The organism is Pseudomonas ulcerans (assembly GCF_036324125.1).
Classification (GTDB): domain Bacteria; phylum Pseudomonadota; class Gammaproteobacteria; order Pseudomonadales; family Pseudomonadaceae; genus Aquipseudomonas; species Aquipseudomonas ulcerans.
The window spans coordinates 64054-88233 of the sequence record NZ_JAZDQN010000011.1; the positions used below are offsets into that span (position 1 = coordinate 64054).

Genomic DNA, 24180 nt, shown 5'->3' on the forward strand with positions numbered 1-24180 from the left:
GAGGTATTAATGAATGTATCTATCACGGGGGCTAGTGGTTTCATCGGGCGGTTGCTCGTCGATGAGATAAGCCTCTTGGGAGACAATGTCCTTCAGCTGTCACGGAAAGTAGAGAATGGACCTTCATTCATCGTTGGTGACCTGACTGAAGCTAGTGATGCTCTGGATCAGTTTGTAGCAGACGCTGACCTCATTTACCACTGTGCTGGCGAAGTTAAGAATGCTTCGCTTATGTACGAGCTCCACGTGCGGGGAACAGCCAACCTCCTGGCAGCCGTCCAGCGGCGCATAAGACGCACAGGCCAGCCAATTCATTGGGTACAGCTGAGTAGCACAGGGGCATATGGTAGGCAAAGTGATCGATGTGTTGTGAGTGAGTCGTTTTCGCCCGCCCCAATAGGCGACTACGAAATTACAAAAACGATTTCCGATGAAATGGTTCTGGCGTTGGCTCAGTGTGAGCCGCTATTTTCCTGCACCTTAATCAGGCCTTCGATAGTTGTTGGGGCGACAATGCCCAATCGATCATTTTTCCAGCTCGCAGCCATGGTAAAGAAGCGGATGTTCTTCTACATGGGAGAGCGAAACAAGAATAAATCTACTTATGTTCATGTCGGCGATGTCGTTAGAGCTCTTATTCTCTGTGGGCGTGACCCAAGGGCAGTCGGACAGATCTTTATCGTTTCCAATGACTGCTCGCAGGAGAAGGTCATACAAGCCTTTGCATCCTATGCTGGAGTACCTGAACCTAGGCTGGCCGTGTCAGAAAAACTAGTGCGATTAATTTTAAAATTTTTACCTTCTGGGCTCAATTTACCCTTGACCAGTGAGCGAGTCGATGCTTTGACGAAAACTGGAGGTTTTGATAGTAGTCTTATTCGTAATAGACTTGATTTTGAGTTCTTGCATGATATTCCGCGCAGTGTACCAGCTATACTCATGGGTCACGAAGTCGAAAGCGCAAGTAAAGGATAGGTCTAGTATGCCGGATAAGAAAAAAATTTGTATCGTTGCAACTGTTCCAGTGGCCCTGCGGGTGTTCATGCTAGAACACATTCGTGAACTTTCTGTTTTTTATGATGTTACGCTGATGGCGAATGCTGAGCCATCCGAAATGGAGAGCACATTCAGCGATAACGTAAAATTCATTCCGCTTCCTATTAAAAGAAAAGTCTCTTTGCTTAGTGATGTTTTGTCTCTATTTAATCTATATAATTTGTTTAGACGAGAAAGATTCGATTGTGTTTTTTCGATAATGCCCAAGTCAGGGCTTCTTTCCATGGTTGCGGCTTTTTTTGCGCGAATTCCGCACAGAATTCATATGTTTACGGGTCAGGTCTGGTTTACTAAGACAGGGGTAGTACGTGCCGGGTTGAAGTTTTTGGACAAAATCTTGGTATGGAGCGCTACGTCTGTTCTCGCTGACAGCCCGTCCCAGCGGCAGTTTTTGATTGATAACAGAATTGTTCGATCCGAGAAAATTTCGGTTTTAGGGAAGGGCTCCATCAGTGGTGTAGACGTCAACCGATTCAAACCTGATGCTCTAGCCAGAAAAAAATATCGGAAAGACTTGGGAGTTGCAGACGACGCCGTCGTTTTTTTATTCATGGCTCGCTTGACGCATGTGAAAGGCATCTTGGAACTTAGCCGGGCTTTCAGCCAAGTAGCGGCGCAGATGCCAAGGGCGCATTTGCTTGTGATCGGACCAGACGAAGACGGAATTGAAGGCGATCTGCAGAAAGAGCTGGAGTCTTGCAAGTCGCGCGTTCACCGCGTAGGTTACACCTACAATCCCGAAGGCTACATGGCTGCGGCTGACGTGTTCTGTATTCCAAGCTACCGTGAGGGTTTTAGTCTAGCTACGATCCAGGCTGCAGGTGTAGGATTGCCAGCTATCGCCTCAAATATCTATGGCTTGAGTGATGCGGTACAAAAGGACCAGACTGGCATTTTTCACGAGCCAGGTAATGTTGGTGCGATGGCAGCGGCCCTGCAGTGTTTGTATCTTGATGAGGAGCTGAGGGCCAGGCTCTCGGCCCAAGCCTATCAACGTGCTCATTCGGAGTTTGCTCAGCAAGTTATCGTGGCCGAGATGGTTGCATTTGTCCGTAAACGCCTTCACTGATGAGAGAAGGCCTTGTTCCAGTGACTTGGTTGAAAGAGCTATGAAACGTTTTTTTGATATTTTTATTTCTTTTTTTTCGTTGCTTATTTTGTCTCCAGTCATAATTTTCGTTGCTTGGAAAATAAGGAGCAAACTTGGCTCACCGGTATTGTTTCGCCAGATACGTCCAGGAAAGTACGGCAAGCCCTTCGAAATGGTCAAGTTCCGCACGATGCGTGATGCGGTCGATAGCGACGGTCAGCCTCTTCCAGATAGCGAAAGAATGACGCCATTTGGTTCGTTTCTGCGCTCGTCCAGTCTGGATGAGCTGCCAGAGCTCTGGAACGTATTGAAGGGAGATATGAGCCTTGTTGGTCCTCGTCCGTTGTTGATGGAGTATTTGCCCCTTTACTCAACTGAGCAGTATCGGCGACACGAGGTTCGTCCCGGGGTGACAGGTTGGGCTCAGATAAATGGCAGGAATGCCTTGAGCTGGGAAGAAAAGTTTAAGCTTGATGTTTGGTATGTAGATAATAGGTCCTTTGTTATGGACTTTAAAATATTATTTATGACCGGCTGGAAAGTTATTAAGCGTGATGGCATCAGCGCTGCTGGCGAGGCAACTATGTCAAAATTTTCCGGGAATCGAACATGAGGCGCCTGGCTATCCTTGGAGCTAGTGGGCATGGGAAAGTCATAGCCGATATTGCGGAGTGTTGTGGTTGGCAGGACTTGGTGTTTTTCGATGATGCGTGGCCATGCCGTTCCGCTAACGGTTGTTGGCAGATAAATGGAAATACTGAGTCGTTACTTTCTACACTTGATCAGTTCGACGGTGTAATTGTCGGAATCGGCAACAACAAGATTCGCCAGGAAAAGCAACAAATGCTGATGGCGCATGGCGCCAGGATGGTATCGTTGGTTCATCCTCAAGCGATCATCAGTAGTCATTCGACGCTCGGAGTCGGCAGTGTCATCATGGCTGGAGCTGTGCTAAACGTTGATGCTGTTATTGGCTGTGGTGTTGTGTTGAACACGGCGTGCAGTGTAGACCATGATTGCTTACTTGGTGACTTCGTTCATGTGAGCCCAGGGGCGCATCTCGCGGGTGGGGTCCATGTAGGTCAGTTGTCTTGGATCGGTATCGGGGCGAGTGTTCGGCAATCGGTAAAAATCGGTGTAGCAACAATGGTTGGTGCCGGAGCCGTGGTGGTCAATAATGTCGTCGATGGTCTTACTGTTGTTGGCGTCCCCGCGCGATCTAAATAGTTCGCGACTTTGCGGTGCTCTTGTTATTCATAATATAAGTTAACGGGTACGTAAAATGTTAAATACTCCATTTTCGCCTTGGCCGTCTTTTTCTGTCGAAGAGGCTGATGCGGTGCGAGATGTTATTCTTTCCAATAAAGTTAACTATTGGACAGGGCAGGAGTGCCGTCAGTTCGAGATAGAGTTCGCTTCTTGGTCGGACTGCGATTTCGCGGTAGCAGTCGCTAACGGCACTGTTGCACTCGACTTGGCCTTGAAGGCGCTGGGGATTGTCCCTGGCGATGAGGTGATAGTCACTTCGAGGACATTCCTTGCTTCTGTCTCTTCTATCGTAAATGCTGGTGCCATCCCTGTCTTTGCTGATGTTGACGAGTCTACACAGAACATTACTCCCGATACCATTCGTGCGGTATTGACTGCAAAAACACGCGGCATTATTTGTGTGCATCTGGCTGGTTGGCCTTGTGACATGGACCCGATAATGGATATCGCGCGCGAGCACGATCTGAAAGTCATCGAGGATTGTGCGCAGGCTCATGGTGCTCGTTACAAAGGACGGTCCGTAGGCTCCATCGGTCATGTTGGCGCTTGGTCTTTCTGCCAAGACAAGATCATGACTACCGGAGGTGAAGGTGGCATGGTCACAACTAATGACAAAGCACTTTGGTCGGCCATGTGGTCGTATAAGGATCACGGGAAAAATTGGGATTCTGTATATGTCAAGCAGCATCCGCCTGGGTTCCGATGGTTGCATGATAGTTTTGGTACCAACTGGCGTATGATCGAAACTCAGGCAGCCATAGGCCGTATTCAACTGAGGGCCATGGCAGATTGGCATGCAGCCCGGCTTTCCAATGCGCAGCGTATCTGGAGCGTTGCGGTCGGTTTGGAAGGGCTGAGAGTTCCAGGCATCCCGTTGGATATCGAGCATGCGGCTTACAAGTGCTATGTGTTCGTGGAGCCTGAAAAGCTCAATCAAGGCTGGGATCGTGACCGTATTGCTGCAGAAGTCAATGCCTTGGGCGTACCTTGCTTCTCTGGGTCCTGCTCTGAGGTCTATTTGGAAAAGGCGTTCGATGACACTGGCTGGAGACCGGCAGAGCGCTTGGCCGTAGCGAAGAATTTGGGAGATACCAGTTTGATGTTCTTGGTGCATCCGACCTTGACCAACGAAGAGATCGAGAAGACCTGCGAGGTCCTTCGCGGTGTTATGCGTTCTGCTAGCCGATAGCCCAGATCCGGCAGGGCTCAGCCCTGCCGGATTACTCGAGGTGCCGGCGGACCTTCTGCTTAGAGAGCTGCTCTGGAAAAATGCACTCCATCTCTTCTGCCTTGTCCCTGATGATGAGTGAGACGTTTATCTTTTTCAGGGCGCTAAATTCGATCTGTGTTAGATTATGCCGTTGATGGAGTGAGCGCACTGCTCAAGTAAAAGCCGTGACAGAGTGCCAATCACATGAAATTGGTGCACAGGATCCAGAAGTAGGAGAGGCATAAGGTGTTTGAGAGCGTTATGGACAAGGTTCGCACTAGGCTGCTCAGTTTGCCGCGTCGGAGAAAGCGACTACTGCAGGTATTTGCCGATATATTGCTGATCTGGATATCGCTCTGGCTTGCTTTTGCAGTTCGTCTGGGCCTCGACGAAATGGAAAATCCTGTTCAACACCATTTGTGGTTGTTCGCAAGTGCACCGGTGGTTGCAATTCCACTGTTTATTCGATTCGGACTGTACCGTGCCGTAATGCGTTACTTTGGCAATGATGCGCTTGTTGCCATAATCAAGGCCGTCAGCCTTTCATCTTTAATTCTCGCGGCATTAATCTTTTGGCGCGCAAATCCGCAGTCTCTGGTTCCACGGTCTATTATCTTCAACTACTGGTGGCTCAGCCTGGTGACAATAGGTGGGCTACGTCTGGCAATGCGTCAGTATTTTCTTGGCGATTGGTTTGCGGCAACCCGTCATGTTCCCTTTGTCGGTCGTGACGATGGCTTGATAAAGGTCGCGGTTTATGGTGCGGGTGCCGCTGGAAATCAGTTGGTTGCTGCACTGCGTATGGGACGCGTAATGCGGCCTGTTGCATTCATCGACGACGATAGCAGTATCGCTGATCGTGTCATTTCGGGACTGCAGGTTTTCAAGTCCAGCAGTATTCATAAGATGATCGACATTACGGGTGCCCAAGAGGTTTTGCTGGCTATCCCCTCTGCATCTCGGGGCCGGCGCCGCGAAATTCTTGGTTACCTAGAAGGTTTCCCGCTACACGTACGCAGCGTTCCAGGTTTCATGGATTTAGCTAGCGGACGGGTTAAGGTTGATGACATCCAAGAGGTTGACATCGCGGATTTGCTTGGCCGCGATGCCGTTCCTGCACAGGGGGAATTGTTAGAACGCTGTATTTTCCAACAGACAGTTCTGGTTACCGGAGCCGGTGGTTCCATCGGTTCGGAGTTGTGTCGCCAGATCCTCTCACTGGAGCCGAAGACACTGCTGCTGTTCGAGCACAGCGAGTTCAACCTATACAGCATTCTCAGTGAATTGGAGCAGCGTGTCGGACGTGAGGCGCTGCCCGTTCGCGTGCTACCGATCCTGGGTACCATTCGCAATCAACATCAGTTACTTGATGTCATGAAAACCTGGCGGGTAGATACCGTGTACCACGCGGCAGCTTACAAGCATGTACCGATGGTCGAACATAATATCGCCGAAGGCGTATTAAATAATGTCATCGGTACCTTGAATACGGCGCAGGCAGCACTCCAGGCAGGTGTCGCCAACTTTGTGCTGATTTCGACTGATAAAGCAGTGCGCCCTACCAACGTGATGGGAAGTACCAAGCGTCTGGCTGAGATGACCTTACAGGCGCTCAGTCGCGAGCAAGCACCGGTTCTGTTTGGGGATGACAGTAATATCTCCTATGTAAACAAGACCCGTTTTACCATGGTTCGTTTCGGTAATGTTCTTGGTTCTTCCGGTTCAGTGATCCCACTATTTCACAAGCAGATCAAGTCCGGTGGCCCGCTGACCGTTACCCATCCCAAGATCACCCGCTACTTCATGACCATCCCAGAGGCGGCTCAACTTGTGATTCAGGCCGGTTCTATGGGGTTGGGCGGAGATGTCTTTGTTCTCGACATGGGCGAGCCAGTACGCATTGTCGAGCTCGCGGAAAAGATGATTCATCTTTCCGGCCTCAGTGTACGCTCCGACAAGAACCCTCACGGAGATATTGCTATCGAGTTTACTGGGTTACGTCCTGGCGAGAAGCTTTATGAGGAGTTGCTGATTGGAGACAACGTTGTCGCTACCCAACACGCGATGATTATGAGCGCCAATGAGGACTTTCTGGATTGGGATGTACTCAAGGGGCGGTTGTCTGCACTTTTAGCTGCCGTCCGGCAGGACGACTACGGCAGCGTCCGCCAGTTGCTGCGTGAAACCGTGAGTGGTTACATGCCTGACAGCGAAATCGTCGACTGGATATACCAGCAGCGCCGACTTGAGCCCTGAATCGTGTGCGAGCCCGAAAGGCAACTGTGAGAGTTGCCTTTTTTTGACCGCTACAGAGAGAAAATTCAGATTTGGTAAAGAATACCGATTTGACGCCTGCCAGTGACGATCTAGGTTTGAAAAAGGCAGTCAAGGAAACGCTGCCTCTGTCATTCGTACCTTAAGGAGTATCACCCATGCGCCATACCTATCTCGCTTCCGTTCTATTTGCCCTCATCGGCGCCATTTCTCTGCCACTCAGCGCCGCGTCCGCTACGGCTGTGCCCAGTGCGGGCGTAGCGACTACTACCCTGCAAACCGTCACGCTGGATTTGAACAAGGCAGATGCCGCGACCCTGCAAAGCCAGTTGAGTGGAATAGGCAAGAGCAAGGCCGAAGCCATCGTCGCTTACCGTGAGGAGCACGGCGACTTCGCTTCAGTAGACGAGTTGCTGGAGATCAAGGGAATCGGCAAGGCGTTACTTGAGCGCAATCGCGACAGGTTGACGGTGAACTGAGTCAATAGGGAGATGAGGCCGATCTAACCGATCGGCCTTTTCAGTTACCGCATGTCAACGATCCCGCGCTTCCTTGGCATCCATCTCCGCATTGCGTTCGTGAATCCGCTTGAGCTGTTCGTCCGTCAACGGCAACTTCTTCGCAGTGTCCCTGAGCATCATCAGTCCACCCACGATCGAGCCGATCGCCACCAGCAGAATCAACCAGGCGTACCAGGGCATGACATTCCTCCTTCATACATACGGCAATGGGGCCGTATCTGTAATATCGAGTAAAACTTGTCTGCGTTGGTTCAATTATAGGGCTGCATGCGCCACAAGGTGATTTGCGATCACCGGCCCCCGTTGCATCGCCGCATCGTTTACAATGCGCGCCGTTTTCGACTTGCCAAGAGACCCTGCCCATGTCCGCCTGCCAGACGCCCCTGATTGTCGCCCTGGATTTCCCCACCCGTGACGCCGCCCTGAAGCTGGCCGATCAGCTGGACCCTGCGCTGTGCCGGGTGAAGGTCGGCAAGGAGCTGTTCACCAGCAGCGCTTCCGGCATCGTCGAGACCTTGTGCGCCAAGGGCTTCGAAGTGTTCCTCGACCTGAAATTCCATGACATCCCCAACACCACGGCGATGGCGGTCAAGGCCGCTGCAGAGATGGGCGTGTGGATGGTCAACGTGCATTGCTCCGGCGGCCTGCGCATGATGTCGGCCTGCCGCGAGGAGCTGGCCAAGCGCAGCGGCCCGCAGCCGCTGCTGATCGGCGTGACCGTGCTGACCAGCATGGAGCGCGAGGACCTGGCTGGCATCGGCCTGGACATTGAGCCGCAGGAGCAGGTGCTGCGCCTGGCCGCGCTGGCGGAGAAAGCCGGCATGGACGGCCTGGTTTGCTCGGCCCTGGAGGCGCCGGCCCTGAAGGCCGCGCATCCGTCGCTGCAACTGGTGACCCCGGGCATCCGTCCGGCCGGCAGCGCCCAGGACGACCAGCGTCGCATCCTGACTCCGCGCCAGGCCCTGGATGCCGGCTCCGACTACCTGGTGATCGGCCGTCCGATCAGCCAGGCCGCCGATCCAGCCCAGGCGCTGGCTGCGGTCGTCGCGGAAATCCGCGGCTAAGAAAGAAGACAGGGCCCGAAAGGGCCCTGTTTCGTTTCAGACCTTCAGCACCAGCTTGCCGAAGTTCTCCCCGCTGAACAGCTTCAGCAGCGTCTCGGGGAAGGTCTCCAGGCCTTCCACCACATCTTCCTTGCTCTTCAGCTTGCCACTGGCCAGCCAGCCTGCGATTTCCTGGCCCGCAGCAGCGTACTGCGACACATAGTCCATCACCACGAAGCCTTCCATCCGCGCCCGGTTGACCAGCAGCGCCAGGTAGTTGGCCGGGCCTTTGACCGCCTGCTTGTTGTTGTACTGGCTGATGGCGCCGCAGATGACCACCCGTGCCTTGAGGTTCAGGCGACTGAGTACCGCATCGAGGATGTCGCCGCCGACGTTGTCGAAGTACACATCCACGCCTTTCGGGCATTCGCGCTTGAGGCCTTCCAGCACATCCTCGGCCTTGTAGTCGATGGTGCCGTCGAAGCCCAGTTCATCCTTCAGGTACTGGCATTTTTCCGCTCCGCCGGCGATACCCACCACGCGGCAGCCTTTGATCTTCGCGATCTGCCCGGCAATGCTGCCTACCGCACCTGCGGCGCCGGAAATCACCACGGTGTCACCGGCCTTCGGCTGGCCGACATCCAGCAGGGCGAAGTAGGCGGTCATCCCGGTCATGCCCAGGGCCGAGAGGTAGCGCGGCAGCGGCACCAGCTTTGGATCGACCTTGTAGAAACCCTGTGGCTCACCGAGGAAGTAGTCCTGCACGCCCAGGGCGCCGTTGACGTGATCACCGACGGCGAACTTCGGGTTGCGCGATGCGACCACCTCGCCAACGCCAAGGGCACGCATCACCTGGCCCAGGCCCACCGGTGGAATGTACGACTTGCCTTCGTTCATCCAGCCGCGCATGGCCGGATCGAGGGAGAGATACAGGTTCTTCACCAGCACCTGGCCGTCGGCGGGTTCGCCCACTGGTACCTGTTCGAAGCTGAAGTCGTCCCGCGTTACGGCGCCCACCGGGCGTTTGGCGAGCAGGAAGCGGCGGTTGGTCTGGGCAGTCATGGGGGCCTCGCGAAGGTTGGGCAAAAGCTTTGTGATAGACCCTCATCACGCCTTCGGCAAGCTCGTGCGCCGCAGCGAATACCCGAGCATCCAGCAGGCTGATGAAGGCTGGCAGGGATAATCATCGCTTCGCATGGTACTTCAACCGGCGCCTTGATGATGCTGCCCAAGCGCGGCGCCGCCTGACTAGACTCTCGCCACTCTCTTCACCCTTGTTGCAGGAGCTATCGATGAGCATGAAATTCAGCGGCCAGGTCGCCCTGGTCACCGGTGCCGCCGCGGGGATTGGTCGGGCCACGGCCCAGGCATTCGCAGTGGAAGGCTTGAAAGTGGTGGTCGCCGATCTCGATGTGGCCGGTGGCGAAGCCACGGTGGAAGCGATCCGTGCGGCGGGCGGCGAAGCGCTCTTCGTACCGTGCAACGTGACCCGGGATGCGGACGTTCAGCAATTGATGGCACGCACCATCGAAGCCTACGGTCGCCTGGACTACGCCTTCAACAACGCGGGTATCGAGATCGAGCAGGGCCGCCTGGCCGAGGGCAGTGAAGCCGAGTTCGACGCAATCATGGGCGTCAACGTCAAGGGCGTATGGCTGTGCATGAAGTACCAATTGCCGCTGATGCTGGCCCAGGGCGGTGGAGCGATCGTCAACACCGCCTCGGTCGCCGGCCTTGGCGCGGCACCGAAGATGAGCATCTACGCAGCCTCCAAGCATGCGGTGATCGGCCTGACCAAGTCCGCCGCCATCGAGTATGCGAAGAAGCAGATCCGCGTCAACGCGGTGTGCCCGGCGGTGATCGACACCGACATGTTCCGTCGTGCCTACGAGGCCGATCCCCGCAAGGCCGAGTTCGCCGCGGCGATGCACCCGGTGGGGCGCATCGGCAAGGTTGAGGAAATCGCCGCCGCCGTGCTGTACCTGTGCAGCGACGGTGCGGCGTTCACCACCGGCCAGGCCTTGGCCGTCGACGGTGGTGCCACCGCTATCTGACCTGCAGCAGTGCGCCGGCCACCGCCAGGCAGCCGAGCAGCAGCAGGGCACCGAACAGCGCCAGGGCGGTGCCGGCGCCAAAGCGGTCGGCGAGCAGCCCGGTGAAGATCACCGGCAAGCTGAAACCCAGATACGCCAGCAGGAAGAATCCGGCGCTGGCGCGGGTCTTTTCCGTGCCGGCCAGGGCATTCACCGCCGACAACCCGCCCAGGTAGATGAAGCCGTAGCAGGCGCTGCTGGCACCGATCGCCCCCAGCAATACTGCAGCGAGCACGCCGCTGTGTGCGCCCCAGGCCAGTACGGCGTAGCTGCACGGCAGGACCAGCAACCCCAGCAAAGTCGAACGGTTCGACGCCATGCGCCGGGCCAGTGGCTGGAACAGCAAGCCGCAACTGATCACGCAGAAGGTCGACAGTCCCGACCAGTTCGCCAGTTCATGGCGCGCCAGGATCGATGGCATCAGCGCGATCACCAGGCCGACACAGGCCCAGGCCAGCAGGATCGCCAGGCCATAGGGCAGGCTGCCCTCCGGGTAGAACGGCAGGCGTAGCAGGGGCGTGGCACGGCGTGGTGCCGGGTCCGGCAATCTCAGCACCGCCAGCAGCGCGAGCAGGGCCAAGCCCAGGTGCAGGGGGAAACTGCCCGGTGCCAGGCTCGGCCCCTGCAACAGGAACAGGCTGGTGACTGCGGCGCCCAGGCCGAAGCCCAGTGACGTGCTGGCGGTGACCCGGTTCGCTGCGGCGCGGCTGTCGCCGCCCTGCAGCAGCTCGCCCATGTACGCCGTGCCAGTGGCCGAGGCCAGTGCCGTGCCGATCCCGAGCAGGGTGCGAGCGAAGGCGAGGCTGGTCAGGCCCGGGGCGACCAGCATCAGCCCGGTGGCCGCCATCGACAGCAGCAGTGCCGCAGCAATCAGGCGCTTGTGTCCGACCCGGTCCGCCAGCCCGCCCAGCAGCAGCAACACCGGCAGCACGCCGATCACATAGCCGGAGAACGCCACCGCCGTGGCCGCCGCGCCTTGGCCGGACAAGGCTGCGTAGGCGGTGTACAGCGGGGCCTGGAGGTTGACGGCGAAGGTCACCAGGCACAGGGCGAAGGCCAGTGTGGTGGAGGCGTGGCGGCTGGTCATGGGGTTCTCCTTGGATGACTCCTCGATTGTCCAGAGGCGTCCTGTGTGGAGAAAGACACAGCCCGCAGGCTTTTGTGATTAACTGTTTGCCCAAAACGACCAAACACTTTACGTGATGAAACTGAACCTCGACCGCCAATCGACCACCCCCCTGGTGCAACAGCTGAGCGATGGACTGTGCCAGTGGATCAGCGCCCAGCGCCTGCGCCCCGGGACCCGGCTGCCCTCCATTCGCCATTTGGTGCGCGAGCAGGGTGTCAGCCAGTCTTGTGCCATCGAGGCCTACGACCGTCTGGTGTCCCAGGGCTGGCTGGAGGCGCGGCATGGCGTGGGATTCTTCGTCGCCGAGCGTCGAGGCCAGGCATCGTTCGCCGAGGAACCGGCCTGGGGCGAGGGTGCCGAGGGGCGCTGGCGGCTGTTCAGCGACGAACAGGAAAACCTGCTGCGGCTCGGTTGCGGCTGGCTGCCGGCTAACTGGCGGCAAAGTGAGGAAATCGCCCTGGCGATTCGCCAGGTCAGCCGCGGCGCCGATCAGGACCTGTTCGGCTATGGGCCGCCGCTGGGCCTGACCGCGTTGCGCCAGCAGGTGCGCAAGCGCCTGGCGCTGCTCGGCATCCATGTGCAGCCGGAACAGATCCTCGCCACCCAGGGCGCCAGCCAGGCCCTCGACCTGCTGGTGCGCACCCTGCTCAAGCCTGGCGACACGGTGCTGGTGGAGCGTCCCGGCTATTACAACCTGTACAACCTGCTGCGGCTGCATGGCGTGCGCATGCTGGAGGTCCCGCGTACGCCGCAGGGCCCGGATCTCGACGTCCTGGCCACAATGCTGCGTGAGCATCGCCCGCGCTACCTGTTCGTCAACAGCCTGTACCAGAACCCCACCGGCACCAGCCTTAGCCCGCGCAGCGCCCAGCGCCTGCTGGAGCTGGCCGGCGAACATGACCTGCGGATCATCGAGGACGATATCTACGCCGACTTCCAGGAAGGTCCGGCGACCCGTCTGGCGACCCTCGACAGCCAGCAGCGGGTGATCTACCTGGCAAGCTTCTCCAAGACCCTCAGCAGTTCGCTGCGGGTTGGCTACCTGGTGGCCGATGCCGGGCTGGTGGCGCGGTTGGCGGAGGTGAAGATGGTCACCGGGATCGGCGCCTCGCGTTTCGCCGAACAGGTGGTGGCGCAGTTGCTAGGCAGCGGTGTGTACCGCAAGAGCGTGCAGCGCCTGCGGGTACGCCTGGCCGAACACATGGCCAGCGCGTTGCGGTTGCTGGAAGCCAACGGCTGGGAAGTCTTCGCCGAACCCTACGGCGGCATGTTCGTCTGGACCCGCTACCCGGGCGCAAACTTTTCCCACCTGCAAGCGCTCGCCCAGGACGCGGGTGTACTACTCTCACCGGGCTCCGCCTTCGACCCGCAAGGCCGCGACAGCGACTGGCTGCGGATCAACGTCGCCTATGCCCGCGACGTGCGCGCCCAGGCGTTTTTCCAGGCCGTCCGGCAAGCATCGTCGTGGCGACCTCCAGCTTCCTGAAAACGACGACTCCCTAGCTTTTTGCCATTATTGCGACTGGGGTGTCTTGTGCACTCCCCAGCGCCATTGCCACTCTGCACCCTTGGATATCCGGCACGTTTTCCAAGGGCAGCAGGAGAGGGCGGCGAACAATGAACTCGGGCGCGAATGGCGGTTTTGCCAACCTGGGCATGGCCCGCAAGCTGGGGCTTGGATTCACTCTGGTACTGCTGCTGACGGCAGTGGTGGCGGCGATCGGTATCGCCGCGTTGTACGGGCTGGGCCAGCGTTTCGACGGCCTCAAGCAGATCACTGCGTTCAACAACGGCGTGCTGGCGCTGCGCATGCACGAGCAGCGCTACGCCCAGCGCTCCGACCCCAAGGAGGCCGAGGCGCTGCGCAAGGGCGTCGAGGCGTTGACCAGCCAGGCCGCAGCTCTGCCGGAACTGGGTGGCAGCGATGTCGGCAGCGCCCTGACCGCCTACCGCCAGGCCTTCGATGAATACGTGGAACTGACCCAGTCCAAGGAGCTGGCGCTGGACATGGCCAGCTGGTCAGTCTCCAGCGTCGCCAACAACCTCGATGTGCTGCAGGCCGGACTGGCCGACGACGGCACCTGGACCCTCAAGGATTCCCAGGGCCAGAAAGGGGCCGAGTTCGTCGAGCAGGCCGGCAAGGTCGCCCAGGTGGCGCGCCTGATGCTGCAGGCCATGGACGAAGCGCGGGTGCGTCTGGAACAGAACCGCAAGGGCGCCGAGGACGCGCGCCAAGGCCGCATCGAGCAGGCCGAGCAGGCCGCGCAACTGGCTGCGGAACTCAAGGGTACAGTGCAGGACCCCGGTTACCAGAGCGTGCTCGGCGAAGTCACCACCCATATCGCCAGCTTCGGCGAGAAACTCGGCGAATACACCGACCTGCTGGCCCGTGAAGAGCAGTTGCGCAAGCAGTTGCAGGATCGCGCCGACCAGGTGACCGCGCGGGTGGAGCAGATCAACGCCAGGATCGATGCCGACATGCAGGCAGAGCTCAAGCGCAATGCCCTGCTGATCCTGGTGTCGTCACTGGCAGCACTGCTGGTGGGCGTGGTTGCTGCGATCCTCATCACCCGTGCGATCGTCCTGCCGCTGCGCCGGGTCATTGTCCGCGCCCAGGAAATCGCCGCTGGCGACCTGCGCGGCGAAATCGCCGTCGACAGGCGCGATGAGGTCGGCCAGTTGCTCCTGGCCATGCAGCAGATGGGCAGTGGCCTGAGCGGTATCGTCAGTGGTCTGCAGGCCGGGATCGACAAGCTGGCGAGCAACGCCCATACCCTGTCGGCGGTGACCGAACAGGCCAACCGCGAAGTCAGCAGCCAGAAGGACGAGACCGACCAGGTCGCCACCGCCATGCAGCAGATGACGGCCACCGTGCACAGCGTCGCCCGCGATGCCGAGGAAGCGGCGCAGGCCGCGCAGTCGGCGGACGGCAAGGTGGAAAGCGGCCAGCAGGTGGTGCGCCAGAGCATGCAGCGCATCGAGCGCCTGGCCAGCGCGGCGGACTCCGCCAGCCATAGCATCGAAAGCCTCAGTGCCGAGATCCAGCACATCGGTTCGGTGCTGGAAGTGATCAAGAGCGTTGCCGAGCAGACCAACCTGCTGGCCCTCAACGCGGCGATCGAGGCGGCCCGGGCCGGCGAGCAAGGGCGCGGGTTCGCGGTGGTGGCGGACGAAGTGCGCGCCCTGGCCCAGCGTACCCAGCAATCCACCGGCGAGATCGAGCGCCTGGTCAGCAGCCTGCGCAGCAACGCCCAGGCCTCGGTGGCGCAGATCCAGGGCAGCGGTGAACTGGTCAAGCTCGCGGTGGCCGACGCCCTGCAGACCGAAAGTGCCCTGGGCAGCATCGCCAGCGCGGTGTCGTTGATCCAGCAGATGAACCAGCAGATCGCCGCGGCAGCGGAGCAGCAGAGCTCGGTGGCCGAGGAAATCAGCCGCAGCGTCACGCAGATCCGCAGCAGCGCCGATCAGTCGGCGGTGGCCATGCGCGGCAACGCCAGTTCGAGTATCGAACTGGCGCAGCTGGGGACGGAGCTGAAGGGGATGGTCGGGCATTTCCGGATTTGACTCCGGAAAGGCCTGTCAGGCGGTCTTGCGCCAGTTGAGGATCAGCAGCGTCAACACCCCGGCGACGATGCCCCAGAAGGCCGAGCCGATGGAGAACAGGGTGAAGCCCGAGGCGGTGACCATGAAGGTGATCAGCGCCGCCTCGCGTTCCTTGGCCTCGTTCATCGCCACGCTGAGGCCGTTCATGATCGAGCCGAACAGGGCCAGGGCGGCGATGGACAGCACCAGTTCCTTCGGCAACGCGGCGAACAGCGCCGCGAGGGTGGCGCCGAAGGTGCCGACGATGGCGTAGAAGATCCCGCACCAGACCGCCGCGGTGTAGCGCTTCTCGGGGTTCTCGTGGGCGTGTGGCCCGGTGCAGATGGCCGCGCTGATGGCCGCCAGGTTGACGCCGTGGGCACCAAAGGGCGCGAGCAGCAGCGAGGCGATGCCGGTCGTCGAGATCAGCGGCGAGGCGGGCACCTGGTAGCCGTCGGCGCGCAACACGGCGATCCCGGGCATGTTCTGCGAGGTCATCGCCACCACGAACAGCGGAATGCCGATACTGATCGTCGCAGCCAGGGAGAAGGTCGGGGTGGTCCACACCGGCGTTGCCACTTCCAGGGTGAAGTGGCTGAAGTCCAGCAGCCCCAGCACGGCGGACAGCGCCGTCCCCACCACCAGCGCCGCCAGCACCGAATAGCGCGGCGACATGCGCTTGACCAGCAGGTAGCTGAACAGCATGGCCAGGACCAGGCCGGTGCGATGCTGCGCGGCGACGAAGATCTCGCTGCCGATCTTGAACAGGATGCCCGCCAGCAGCGCCGACGCTAGCGAGGCCGGGATGCGCCGCATCAGGCGTTCGAAGCTGCCGGTCACGCCGCAGATCACCACCAGCACGGCACAGGTGATGTAGGCGCCGATCGCTTCGCCGTAGGTCACGCCGCCGAGGCTGGTGATCAGCAGCGCCGCGCCGGGGGTCGACCAGGCCACGGTCACCGGGGTGCGGTAGCGCAATGACAGGCCGATGCTGCACACTGCCATGCCCATCGACAGGGCCCAGATCCACGAGGAGATCTGGCCGGTGGTCAGGCCAGCCGCCTGGCCAGCCTGGAACATCAGGACCAACGAGCTGGTGTAGCCGGTGAGCATGGCGATGAAGCCGGCGACCACCGCCGAGGGAGAGGTGTCGGCCAGCGGCCGCAGTTGTGCGGAGGTGGCGTCGGGCATGGGAAATTCCTTATTGTTTCGATGTAAGCAGATTTTTCAGACTACCGTGCGATGGGGTGCCGATTGCGGTACAGCGATCAGAGCATTTAGCCGTACAGTCGACAGGTTTCGTTTTGCGCAATGGGGGAGGGCACGATGTACAAGGTCTACGGGGATTACCACTCGGGCAACTGCTACAAGATCAAGCTGATGTTGCATCTGCTCGACCTGCCCTACACCTGGCAGCCAGTGGATATTCTCAAGGGAGAGACGGAGACGCCGGAGTTCCTGGCGATGAATCCCAACGGCAAGGTGCCGGTGCTGCAACTGGAAGATGGTACTTGCCTGTGGGAGTCCAACGCGATCCTCAATTTCCTTGCCGAGGGCAGCGAGTTCCTGCCGGGCGAGCCGCGCTTGCGCACCCAGGTGCTGCAGTGGCAGTTCTTCGAGCAGTACAGCCATGAGCCGTACATCGCCGTGGCGCGCTTCATCCAGTTCTACCTGGGGCTGCCGGACGAGCGCCTGGACGAATACCGCAAGCTGCACAAGGGCGGGCACAAGGCGCTGAGGGTGATGGAGCGGCAGCTGGAGGTTACGCCGTACCTGGTGGGGGACCAGTATTCGATCGCCGATGTGGCGCTTTATGCCTATACCCATGTGGCCCAGGAGGGGGGCTTCGACCTGGCGGGGTATCCGAAGGTCAGGGAATGGCTGGCGCGGGTTGCCGAGCATCCGCGGCATGTGCCGATGGTGGATTGAAACACTGACCTGAAGGGTGACACGGAGCCTGTGGGAGCGGGTTCACCCGCGATTGAGGGCGGTGGATTCACCGACGCAATCGCGGGTGAACCCGCTCCCACATTGATCCCTGATCAAGCCCGACAATCAGGCTGCCGAAAACCGCTTGTTCAGATAATCGATGATCACCTTGGACTCATACATCCAGGTGGTCTTGCCATCTTCTTCGATGCGCAGGCACGGCACCTTGATCCTGCCGCCACCTTCGAGCATGGCCTGGCGGTCCTGTTCGTTGTTCTTCGCATCCCGCAGCGCCACCGGCACGTTCAGGCGGTGCAGGGTGCGGCGCGTCTTCACGCAGAACGGGCAGGCGTGGAACTGGTACAGGCTCAGGCCGCGAGCCTGTTCCTCGACCCTGGCTTGTGCCGCCGGATCACGCTTGAGCTTGGCCGGACGGCTGATCCAGTCGAAAAAGACGATCATTTGGCCGAGGCCGACCCGCAGGGCTTTGACGATCATGATGATTCCTCGCAATAAAAAGCCGACCTGAGAAGGTCGGCTCGAAAAACGCACCCGATCACTTGATCAGGCTGAGAAACTCGCTGCGGGTCGCTGCGTTTTCACGGAATTCGCCGAGCATCACCGAGGTGATCATGGACGAGTTCTGCTTCTCCACACCGCGCATCATCATGCACATGTGCTTGGCCTCGATGACCACCGCCACGCCCATGGCGCCGGTGACCTGCTGGATCGCCTCGGCGATCTCGCGGCTGAGGTTTTCCTGGATCTGCAGGCGACGGGCATACATGTCGACGATCCGTGCCACCTTGGACAGGCCCAGCACCTTGCCACTCGGGATGTAGGCGACATGCGCCTTGCCGATGAACGGCAGCAGGTGGTGTTCGCACAGCGAGTACAGCTCGATGTCCTTGACCAGGACCATTTCGCTGTTGTCGGAGCTGAACAGTGCGCCGTTGGTGACTTCTTCCAGGGTTTGGTTGTAACCGCGGCAAAGGTACTGCATGGCCTTCGCGGCCCGCTTCGGCGTGTCGAGCAGGCCTTCGCGGGAGACATCCTCGCCGAGTTGGCCAAGGATCGCGGTGTAATGCTGTTCCAGGGACATGGATCTACCTGTGGTGTATTTCGCAAACGCGAAGGGTACGGCGGCTGTGACGGCACCGCAAGTGCGGCGTTACTCGTCGCGGCCTTCGAGCATGGTCCGGCGCAGCATCACGTACACTGCGCCGGTGCCGCCGTGACGGGCCTGGCAGGAGGTGAAACCGAGCACCTGGGGGTGCTGGCGCAGCCAGGTGTTGACATGGCTCTTGATCATCGGCCGCTTGCCGTCCAGGCGTACCGCCTTGCCGTGGGTGACGCGCACGCAGCGGATTTCGAAGCGGGTGGCTTCGGCGAGGAAGTCCCAGAGGATTTCCCGGGCCTTTTCCACGCTCATGCCGTGCAGGTCGAGGCTGCCCTCGAAAGGGATCTGGCCGATCTTGAGCTTGCGCATCTGGCTTTCCTGGACGCCATCGCGGCTCCAGTGCAGGTCGTCTTCCGGGCCGACGTCGATGACGAACTGGTCGGACAGGCCATCGACCACGGTCTGGTCGTTGCGCACCGTCGCGTGCTGCCGCAGGCTGGCCAGCTGCTTGCGGTCGGCCTTGGCCTTGCCGGTGTCAGCGCGGTCATGGGTGATCGGCTTGACGCCACGCATCTCGCTCTTGAACAGGGAAAAATCGTCGTCTTGCATGTAAAGCCTCCGCCAGAACCGCGCAGAGTCTACGCAGTCAGTCGTGTTTTTTCATCAGGTGCGGGGACAGGTTCAGTTCGCGGCTGCGCCGCATGCGCAGGCGACGGCGGCGCCAGATCCACACGCCGAGGTAGAGCACCAGCAGGCCGCCGGCGAGTACCAGGCTGGCGGCGGCGGGGTTGTCGTTCAGTTCACCCAGCGCCGCCGGGCGGCCCAGCAGGCTGGCGGCACCGGCCATGGCCAGGAGCACGCCGAGGGTCGCAAGCAGGGCGGAGAAGGCCGCGGCCAGCCGCGCACCCCAGGTGCCCGACTGGCGCGGGCGCAGGCGCTTGGCGTCGAAACCGTCGGATATCTTCATGCCGATCTCCTCTGTAAAGATCCGGGATTGGACCGGAAATCGTCGAGGTGGTTCCGACCGCCGCCGCCTCAGACCAGGCTGTTGGTCGGGGTCACGCAGGCGAAGTTGTCGGCCATGATCGCCATTTCGCTCTGCTGGATCTGCGCCGCCGGGATCACGCCGTCCTTGAACGGCAGGTCGCGGGTGGCGCAGGCATCTTCCACCAGGGTGCAGCGGTAGCCGTAGTCCTTGGCGCGACGCACGGTGGTGCTGACACTGGAGTGGCTCATGAAGCCGCAGACGATCAGGTCGAGGTGGCCGAGCTCCTGCAGGGTTTCATGCAGCTTGGTGTTCTTGAACGCATTGGGCATGCGCTTCTCGATGATGATCTCGTCGCCCTGCGGTTCCAGGCCCGGGATGAACTGGCCGCGCGAACCCTGGGGATCGAACAGGCCGCCGACGGTGCCGAGGTGACGCACGTGGATGATCGGACGACCGGCCTTGCGTGCGGCTTCGAGCAGTTTGCCGATGTTCGCCACTGCTTCCACCATGCCCGACAGCGCCAGGGGACCGCTGAGGTACTCCTTCTGCGCATCGATAATCACCAGGCTGGCGTTGCTCAGCTTGGCGGGTGGGTAGCCGCGTCCGCTGAGGTGGAACATCGTCGTTGGAACAGACATTAAGGGCTCCTTTGGATAGGGCTTTTTCCCTATTCTCCCCTGCTTGGCCGCCGATGTGAATCGCTTAGCGTACAAGCGGCGTAGTTAGTGGCTTTCAGCCATGTCAGAAAATCGCCCATATTCGCCGTCGCGGCCAATTGTGGCGCGCGGGCTGGTAGAATCGCCGGTCGTCTTTCCAGGAGTCTGCCGTGATCACTTCCCGCCTGCGCACGTTGCGCGACCATATTCGCTGGGCTGTCAGCCGTTTCCATGAGCACGACCTGTTCTTCGGGCACGGTGCCGACAATGCCTGGGACGAGGCCCGCCTGTTGGTGCTGGGCGCGGTGCACCTGCCATGGGAAGTGGCCGACAGCTACCTCGATTGCCGTCTGGAAGACGACGAGCTGGTCAAGCTGCAGCGCCTGCTCAAGCGCCGTATCGAGGATCGCGTGCCCACGGCTTACCTGCTCGGCGAGGCCTGGTTCTGTGGCATGTCGTTCCTGGTGGACGAGCGCGTGCTGGTGCCGCGCTCGCCGATCGGCGAGCTGATCGAGCGACGTTTCGAACCCTGGCTGGGCAATGAGCCGGCGCGGATCCTCGACCTCTGCACCGGCTCCGGTTGCATCGGCATCGTCAGCGCCGAGGTGTTCCCCGAGGCGGAAGTGGTGCTGGCCGACCTGTCCTTCGAGGCCCTTGAAGTGGCCAACCAGAACATCGAGCGGCATGGCCTGGAAGAGCGGGTCTACACCGTCCAGGGCGACGGTTTCGCTGGCCTGCCGGGCCAGCGTTTCGACCTGATCCTGTCCAATCCGCCCTATGTCGACGCCGAGGATTTCGCCGACATGCCAGCCGAGTACCACCACGAGCCGGAACTGGGCCTGGCCTGTGGCAACGATGGCCTGGACCTGGTGCGGCGCATGCTGGCCGAGGCGGCGGACCATCTGACCGAGAAAGGCTTGCTGATCGTCGAGGTGGGCAACAGCCAGGTGCATGTCGAGCAGCTGTACCCGGAAGTGGATTTCGCCTGGCTGGAGTTCGAGCGTGGCGGCCACGGGGTGTTCATGCTGACCGCCGAGCAATGCCGCCAGCACCAGGCGCTGTTCGCGTCCCGGGTCTGAATGCAATCGGGGCCGCAAAACGGCCCCGATTTTTTAGCGGTGGGTGGCAATCCAGATCAGCAACCCGGCCTGGAACACCGCGAACGCCACCAGGCAGGTGATGGTAAAGCGCAACCCGCCGTCCTCGCGCTTGTACTTGGCAACCCGCTCATCGCGCTCGCGCAGTTGCGCTTCCTTCTCGTGCAGCTTGGTTTCCGCCTGCTGCAGCATGTTCGCCGCGTCGATGATATCGACCCGCTGCAACTTGTCGGTATTCCAGCCGCCCTTGAGCTGGCCCACCTGGGTTTCCACCCAGCGGCCCTTGAGGTGCTGGGCATCGGCGTACTCGACTTCCACGCCATGGCTGCGCAGGGTGTGGTCGCGGCGCAGGCGGGTGTCTTCGTTGAGTGCATCCTTGTTCGCCAGCGCACCGCCTTCTAGACGGTAGTGCGACCAGCGCCGCTGTGCCCAGAGCACCGCCTGGGCCAGCAGGAAGCGCCCGATGCCGCGGTTCAGCGGCTCGATCTGCAGGCCGCTCTCGGGCTGGATGCTGACCAGCTTCTGCTCGTGATCGACACGAACGTCCAGGGTGTTCTGTTCCTTGCGGGTCTTCTGCCCGGGCAGGCGGATTTCCATGCGCAGCAGGCTGTGTTCCTTGCTGTGGCGCTCGGCGTAGCCGTACTGGACGAAGCGCAGCGGCCGCGCGCCGCTGCTGCGGTCGGTCGGCAGCGGCGCCAGGCGCAGCAACTGGAAATGTTCCGCGGCCAGGTCCGCCCAGGGCAGCGGGGCGGCTTCCGGGGCAACCGGTTCGTCAGTCGCTTCGCCAGCGTCCTGGGTGGGTGCATCAGTCATCACGGGTGTCCTCTTTCTATCCTCGCCAGGCAGCCTGCAATGGCATTGCCTGCAACGGTTTATCGGCCGTCACGGCGAGGACTGGAGGACGATTTTGCTCAGCTGGGTGTCAACTGGCGCACAAAAGCGACGATGCGTTCGCCCAGCTCGCTGGCCAGGGGCAGTTGCGGGTTGGTGTAGGCGTTGCGCTGCTGGCCCGGGTCTGCAGGGCTGATGCGCAGCATATGGTTCATGCCGTCGATAAGCGCCAGTTGCGCGTCAGGCTTCGCCGCCTGCAGCGCCTTGGCGTCGGCTGGGCTGACCTGGATATCGTTGCGGCCCTGGATGATCAGCGCCGGGATCGTCAGCTTGCCGAAGGCCGCCGCCGGATCCTGGCGGAACAGGGAAATCAGGTAGGGCTGCACGCTGGGGCGCAGGATGTCCTTGAGCGCGGCGGGGACCTGGCTGACCTGGCGGCCGGCCTTGAGTTGATCCAGCGCGGCTTGCGCGCGCTTGAGCTGGTCGGCCGGAAGTTGCTCGGCCAACTGTTCGCGCAGCACCTGGTCCACCGGGCGACCACTGCCGGCGAGAGCGATCACCCCGTCGGCCCCTGCGGGACCAGCAGCCAGGCTGGCGATCAGCGCGCCTTCGCTGTGGCCAAGCAGGATCAACGGGCCGAAGCGCGGATCGGCCTTGATCCTGTGGCTCCAGGCCACGGCGTCGGCGACATAGCGCTCCACGCTGAGATCACGCTCGTCCGGCGTCGCGGCCAGGCTCGCGGCCACGCCGCGCTTGTCGTAGCGCACGCTGGCGATGCCCTGCGCGGCCAGTTGCAGGGCCAGGCGCCGGAGGATGTCGATGCGCCCGACCGCCGGGTTGTTGCCATCGCGGTCGGTAGGCCCGGAACCGGCGATGATCAGCACCACCGGCGGCGGGGTCTGGCTGCGCGGCAACAGCAGGCTGCCCTGCAGCACGCCCTGGCCGGTGTCGAGGCTGAGCGGACGTTGCAGCACGCTGGGCGTGGCGGCCTGGGCAAAGGAGCAGACAAGCAGGAGCAGGAGGACGGCGAGGCGCGACATCACGAGGCTACACGGGGGAAGGTGGCATTTTGACCAAGCACCGGGCAGAAGGTTCGCCGCCAGGGATGAACTGAAGGGTTCGCCTGCGTATACTGGCGGCCTCGTTCAAATCAGGCTGAATTCGCGGAGCGTCCTGCATGTCCGGCAATACCTACGGCAAGCTGTTCACTGTCACCACCGCTGGCGAAAGCCATGGTCCGGCGTTGGTCGCCATTGTCGATGGCTGCCCGCCAGGCCTGGAGATCGCCCTGGAAGACCTGCAGCGCGACCTGGACCGGCGCAAGCCCGGCACCAGCCGCCACACCACCCAGCGCCAGGAAGCCGACGAAGTCGAGATCCTTTCCGGCGTCTTCGAGGGCCGCACCACCGGTTGCGCCATCGGCCTGCTGATCCGCAACACCGACCAGAAGTCCAAGGACTACTCGGCGATCAAGGACCTGTTCCGCCCGGCCCACGCCGACTACACCTACCACCACAAGTACGGTGAGCGCGACTACCGTGGCGGTGGCCGCAGCTCGGCGCGGGAAACCGCCATGCGCGTGGCCGCCGGCGCCATCGCCAAGAAGTACCTGGCCACCCAGGGTATCCGCATTCGTGGCTATATGAGCCAGCTGGGCCCGATCGAGATCCCGTTCAAGACCTGGGACTCGGTGGAGCAGAACGCCTTCTTCAGCCCGGACCCGGACAAGGTCCCGGAGCTGGAGGCCTACATGGACCAGCTGCGTCGTGACCAGGATTCGGTCGGGGCGAAGATCACCGTGGTCGCCGAAGGCGTGATGCCGGGCCTCGGCGAGCCGATCTTCGATCGCCTCGACGCCGAGCTGGCCCATGCGCTGATGAGCATCAACGCGGTCAAGGGCGTGGAGATCGGCGCCGGCTTCGCCAGCGTCGCCCAGCGCGGTACCGAGCACCGCGACGAACTGACCCCGGAAGGCTTCCTCAGCAACAACGCCGGCGGCATCCTCGGCGGGATTTCCTCGGGCCAGCCGATCGTCGCCCACCTGGCGCTGAAACCGACTTCCAGCATCACCACCCCGGGTCGTTCCATCGACAAGGACGGCAACCCCGTGGACGTCATCACCAAGGGCCGCCACGACCCGTGCGTGGGCATCCGTGCCACGCCGATCGCCGAGGCGATGATGGCCATCGTGCTGATGGATCACCTGCTGCGCCATCGCGGACAGAACGCCGACGTACGGGTGAACACCCCGGTACTGGGCCAGCTCTGATGCCCGGCATCGCCCGTCGCGCC

At 60.8% G+C, this 24180-nt stretch carries 25 protein-coding genes and 1 pseudogene; 15 read left to right on the forward strand and 11 right to left on the reverse strand.

The annotated features are described in order from the left end of the window. The first annotated feature begins 9 nt into the window (after positions 1-9). The 7 genes from V0R59_RS12635 (at position 10) to V0R59_RS12665 (ending at position 7378) form a co-directional block, all read left to right on the forward strand. A complete protein-coding gene (locus tag V0R59_RS12635) occupies positions 10-975 on the forward strand; it encodes an NAD-dependent epimerase/dehydratase family protein (RefSeq protein WP_330077399.1) in 966 nt (321 codons plus the stop codon). A gap of 7 nt (positions 976-982) precedes the next feature. Then, positions 983-2125 carry a glycosyltransferase family 4 protein gene (locus V0R59_RS12640; RefSeq protein WP_330077400.1) on the forward strand — a complete coding sequence of 381 codons (1143 nt, stop codon included), beginning with the start codon at positions 983-985 and terminating at the stop codon, positions 2123-2125. A gap of 40 nt (positions 2126-2165) precedes the next feature. Next, positions 2166-2759 (forward strand): sugar transferase, encoded by a 594-nt coding sequence (locus tag V0R59_RS12645; RefSeq protein WP_330077401.1) that lies wholly within the window; start codon positions 2166-2168, stop codon positions 2757-2759. After that, positions 2756-3373 (forward strand): acetyltransferase, encoded by a 618-nt coding sequence (locus V0R59_RS12650; protein WP_330077402.1) that lies wholly within the window; start codon positions 2756-2758, stop codon positions 3371-3373. The genes V0R59_RS12645 and V0R59_RS12650 overlap by 4 nt, the downstream gene beginning before the upstream one ends. Positions 3374-3428: 55 nt before the next feature. Next, a complete protein-coding gene (locus tag V0R59_RS12655) occupies positions 3429-4604 on the forward strand; it encodes a DegT/DnrJ/EryC1/StrS family aminotransferase (RefSeq protein ID WP_330077403.1) in 1176 nt (391 codons plus the stop codon). Positions 4605-4886: 282 nt separating this feature from the next. Next, complete coding sequence (locus V0R59_RS12660) at positions 4887-6881, forward strand: polysaccharide biosynthesis protein (RefSeq protein WP_330077404.1); 1995 nt, start codon at positions 4887-4889, stop codon at positions 6879-6881. A 176-nt stretch (positions 6882-7057) separates the two neighbouring features. Further along, entirely contained in the window at positions 7058-7378 is a 321-nt protein-coding gene (locus V0R59_RS12665) for a ComEA family DNA-binding protein (RefSeq protein ID WP_330077405.1), read from the forward strand. A gap of 54 nt (positions 7379-7432) precedes the next feature. Here the strand turns inward: V0R59_RS12665 and V0R59_RS12670 are convergent, their stop codons facing one another. Beyond that, complete coding sequence (locus V0R59_RS12670; protein ID WP_330077406.1) at positions 7433-7600, reverse strand: DUF2897 family protein; 168 nt, start codon at positions 7598-7600, stop codon at positions 7433-7435. 182 nt (positions 7601-7782) lie between these two features. On the opposite strand from V0R59_RS12670, the gene pyrF reads away from it, so the two are divergent. Further along, positions 7783-8484 (forward strand): orotidine-5'-phosphate decarboxylase, encoded by a 702-nt coding sequence (gene pyrF, locus V0R59_RS12675; RefSeq protein WP_330077407.1) that lies wholly within the window; start codon positions 7783-7785, stop codon positions 8482-8484. A 36-nt stretch (positions 8485-8520) separates the two neighbouring features. Here the strand turns inward: pyrF and V0R59_RS12680 are convergent, their stop codons facing one another. Then, the gene (locus tag V0R59_RS12680; RefSeq protein ID WP_330077408.1) at positions 8521-9525 is read right to left on the reverse strand and encodes an NADP-dependent oxidoreductase; all 1005 of its coding nucleotides are present in this window, start codon (positions 9523-9525) and stop codon (positions 8521-8523) included. Positions 9526-9755: 230 nt separating this feature from the next. Between V0R59_RS12680 and V0R59_RS12685 the strand changes: the two genes are divergently transcribed. After that, positions 9756-10517: an SDR family oxidoreductase gene (locus V0R59_RS12685; protein WP_330077409.1), complete on the forward strand. Its 762-nt coding sequence runs from the start codon at positions 9756-9758 to the stop codon at positions 10515-10517. On the opposite strand, the gene V0R59_RS12690 is transcribed toward V0R59_RS12685, so the two are convergent. After that, positions 10510-11643, reverse strand: a complete 1134-nt coding sequence (locus V0R59_RS12690; protein WP_330077410.1) for an MFS transporter — start codon at positions 11641-11643, stop codon at positions 10510-10512. The two genes, V0R59_RS12685 and V0R59_RS12690, sit on opposite strands and share 8 nt — an antisense overlap. A 115-nt stretch (positions 11644-11758) precedes the next feature. Between V0R59_RS12690 and V0R59_RS12695 the strand changes: the two genes are divergently transcribed. The 3 genes and pseudogenes from V0R59_RS12695 to V0R59_RS31915 all read left to right on the forward strand — a co-directional run bounded on the left by V0R59_RS12695 (position 11759) and on the right by V0R59_RS31915 (position 15249). After that, positions 11759-13171, forward strand: coding sequence for an aminotransferase-like domain-containing protein (locus V0R59_RS12695; protein WP_330077411.1), 1413 nt, complete (start codon positions 11759-11761; stop codon positions 13169-13171). Positions 13172-14163: 992 nt separating this feature from the next. Further along, a pseudogene (locus V0R59_RS31910) lies at positions 14164-14385 on the forward strand (HAMP domain-containing protein); the annotation flags it as partial. Beyond that, on the forward strand, positions 14386-15249 hold the full coding sequence (locus tag V0R59_RS31915) for a methyl-accepting chemotaxis protein (RefSeq protein WP_375547412.1): 864 nt from the start codon (positions 14386-14388) through the stop codon (positions 15247-15249). 15 nt (positions 15250-15264) lie between these two features. Here the strand turns inward: V0R59_RS31915 and V0R59_RS12705 are convergent, their stop codons facing one another. Then, positions 15265-16458: a benzoate/H(+) symporter BenE family transporter gene (locus V0R59_RS12705; RefSeq protein ID WP_330077413.1), complete on the reverse strand. Its 1194-nt coding sequence runs from the start codon at positions 16456-16458 to the stop codon at positions 15265-15267. A gap of 135 nt (positions 16459-16593) precedes the next feature. On the opposite strand from V0R59_RS12705, the gene V0R59_RS12710 reads away from it, so the two are divergent. Next, positions 16594-17196, forward strand: coding sequence for a glutathione S-transferase family protein (locus V0R59_RS12710; RefSeq protein ID WP_330077414.1), 603 nt, complete (start codon positions 16594-16596; stop codon positions 17194-17196). Positions 17197-17322: 126 nt separating this feature from the next. On the opposite strand, the gene V0R59_RS12715 is transcribed toward V0R59_RS12710, so the two are convergent. The 5 genes from V0R59_RS12715 to V0R59_RS12735 form a co-directional block, all read right to left on the reverse strand. Continuing rightward, a complete protein-coding gene (locus V0R59_RS12715; RefSeq protein WP_330076419.1) occupies positions 17323-17694 on the reverse strand; it encodes a glutathione S-transferase N-terminal domain-containing protein in 372 nt (123 codons plus the stop codon). Between the two features lie 58 nt (positions 17695-17752). Continuing rightward, positions 17753-18298: a GTP cyclohydrolase I FolE gene (gene folE, locus V0R59_RS12720; RefSeq protein ID WP_330076420.1), complete on the reverse strand. Its 546-nt coding sequence runs from the start codon at positions 18296-18298 to the stop codon at positions 17753-17755. Positions 18299-18367: 69 nt separating this feature from the next. Continuing rightward, entirely contained in the window at positions 18368-18925 is a 558-nt protein-coding gene (locus tag V0R59_RS12725) for a Smr/MutS family protein (protein WP_330076421.1), read from the reverse strand. A 37-nt stretch (positions 18926-18962) separates the two neighbouring features. Further along, positions 18963-19283, reverse strand: coding sequence for a hypothetical protein (locus tag V0R59_RS12730; RefSeq protein ID WP_330076422.1), 321 nt, complete (start codon positions 19281-19283; stop codon positions 18963-18965). A 68-nt stretch (positions 19284-19351) separates the two neighbouring features. Then, complete coding sequence (locus V0R59_RS12735) at positions 19352-19942, reverse strand: cysteine hydrolase family protein (protein WP_330076423.1); 591 nt, start codon at positions 19940-19942, stop codon at positions 19352-19354. Positions 19943-20130: 188 nt separating this feature from the next. On the opposite strand from V0R59_RS12735, the gene prmB reads away from it, so the two are divergent. Next, complete coding sequence (prmB, locus tag V0R59_RS12740) at positions 20131-21039, forward strand: 50S ribosomal protein L3 N(5)-glutamine methyltransferase (protein ID WP_330076424.1); 909 nt, start codon at positions 20131-20133, stop codon at positions 21037-21039. 33 nt (positions 21040-21072) lie between these two features. Here the strand turns inward: prmB and V0R59_RS12745 are convergent, their stop codons facing one another. Together V0R59_RS12745 and V0R59_RS12750 are read right to left on the reverse strand one after the other, a co-directional pair. Further along, positions 21073-21870 (reverse strand): hypothetical protein, encoded by a 798-nt coding sequence (locus tag V0R59_RS12745; RefSeq protein WP_330076425.1) that lies wholly within the window; start codon positions 21868-21870, stop codon positions 21073-21075. A 98-nt stretch (positions 21871-21968) separates the two neighbouring features. Beyond that, a complete protein-coding gene (locus V0R59_RS12750; protein WP_330076426.1) occupies positions 21969-22931 on the reverse strand; it encodes an alpha/beta hydrolase in 963 nt (320 codons plus the stop codon). A gap of 134 nt (positions 22932-23065) precedes the next feature. Here V0R59_RS12750 and aroC point away from each other — a divergent pair, with 134 nt between their 5' ends. Continuing rightward, positions 23066-24157 (forward strand): chorismate synthase, encoded by a 1092-nt coding sequence (aroC, locus tag V0R59_RS12755; RefSeq protein ID WP_330076427.1) that lies wholly within the window; start codon positions 23066-23068, stop codon positions 24155-24157. Positions 24158-24180 lie beyond the last annotated feature (23 nt).

Bases quoted from the DNA above. Each gene is read 5' to 3' on its own strand.
- V0R59_RS12635 (WP_330077399.1), top strand. From the start codon at position 10: ATGAATGTATCTATCACGGGGGCTAGTGGTTTCATCGGGCGGTTGCTC.
- V0R59_RS12640 (WP_330077400.1), top strand. From the start codon at position 983: ATGCCGGATAAGAAAAAAATTTGTATCGTTGCAACTGTTCCAGTGGCC.
- V0R59_RS12645 (WP_330077401.1), top strand. From the start codon at position 2,166: ATGAAACGTTTTTTTGATATTTTTATTTCTTTTTTTTCGTTGCTTATT.
- V0R59_RS12650 (WP_330077402.1), top strand. From the start codon at position 2,756: ATGAGGCGCCTGGCTATCCTTGGAGCTAGTGGGCATGGGAAAGTCATA.
- V0R59_RS12655 (WP_330077403.1), top strand. From the start codon at position 3,429: ATGTTAAATACTCCATTTTCGCCTTGGCCGTCTTTTTCTGTCGAAGAG.
- V0R59_RS12660 (WP_330077404.1), top strand. From the start codon at position 4,887: ATGGACAAGGTTCGCACTAGGCTGCTCAGTTTGCCGCGTCGGAGAAAG.
- V0R59_RS12665 (WP_330077405.1), top strand. From the start codon at position 7,058: ATGCGCCATACCTATCTCGCTTCCGTTCTATTTGCCCTCATCGGCGCC.
- V0R59_RS12670 (WP_330077406.1), bottom strand. From the start codon at position 7,600: ATGCCCTGGTACGCCTGGTTGATTCTGCTGGTGGCGATCGGCTCGATC.
- pyrF (WP_330077407.1), top strand. From the start codon at position 7,783: ATGTCCGCCTGCCAGACGCCCCTGATTGTCGCCCTGGATTTCCCCACC.
- V0R59_RS12680 (WP_330077408.1), bottom strand. From the start codon at position 9,525: ATGACTGCCCAGACCAACCGCCGCTTCCTGCTCGCCAAACGCCCGGTG.
- V0R59_RS12685 (WP_330077409.1), top strand. From the start codon at position 9,756: ATGAGCATGAAATTCAGCGGCCAGGTCGCCCTGGTCACCGGTGCCGCC.
- V0R59_RS12690 (WP_330077410.1), bottom strand. From the start codon at position 11,643: ATGACCAGCCGCCACGCCTCCACCACACTGGCCTTCGCCCTGTGCCTG.
- V0R59_RS12695 (WP_330077411.1), top strand. From the start codon at position 11,759: ATGAAACTGAACCTCGACCGCCAATCGACCACCCCCCTGGTGCAACAG.
- V0R59_RS31915 (WP_375547412.1), top strand. From the start codon at position 14,386: ATGGGCAGTGGCCTGAGCGGTATCGTCAGTGGTCTGCAGGCCGGGATC.
- V0R59_RS12705 (WP_330077413.1), bottom strand. From the start codon at position 16,458: ATGCCCGACGCCACCTCCGCACAACTGCGGCCGCTGGCCGACACCTCT.
- V0R59_RS12710 (WP_330077414.1), top strand. From the start codon at position 16,594: ATGTACAAGGTCTACGGGGATTACCACTCGGGCAACTGCTACAAGATC.
- V0R59_RS12715 (WP_330076419.1), bottom strand. From the start codon at position 17,694: ATGATCGTCAAAGCCCTGCGGGTCGGCCTCGGCCAAATGATCGTCTTT.
- folE (WP_330076420.1), bottom strand. From the start codon at position 18,298: ATGTCCCTGGAACAGCATTACACCGCGATCCTTGGCCAACTCGGCGAG.
- V0R59_RS12725 (WP_330076421.1), bottom strand. From the start codon at position 18,925: ATGCAAGACGACGATTTTTCCCTGTTCAAGAGCGAGATGCGTGGCGTC.
- V0R59_RS12730 (WP_330076422.1), bottom strand. From the start codon at position 19,283: ATGAAGATATCCGACGGTTTCGACGCCAAGCGCCTGCGCCCGCGCCAG.
- V0R59_RS12735 (WP_330076423.1), bottom strand. From the start codon at position 19,942: ATGTCTGTTCCAACGACGATGTTCCACCTCAGCGGACGCGGCTACCCA.
- V0R59_RS12745 (WP_330076425.1), bottom strand. From the start codon at position 21,870: ATGACTGATGCACCCACCCAGGACGCTGGCGAAGCGACTGACGAACCG.
- aroC (WP_330076427.1), top strand. From the start codon at position 23,066: ATGTCCGGCAATACCTACGGCAAGCTGTTCACTGTCACCACCGCTGGC.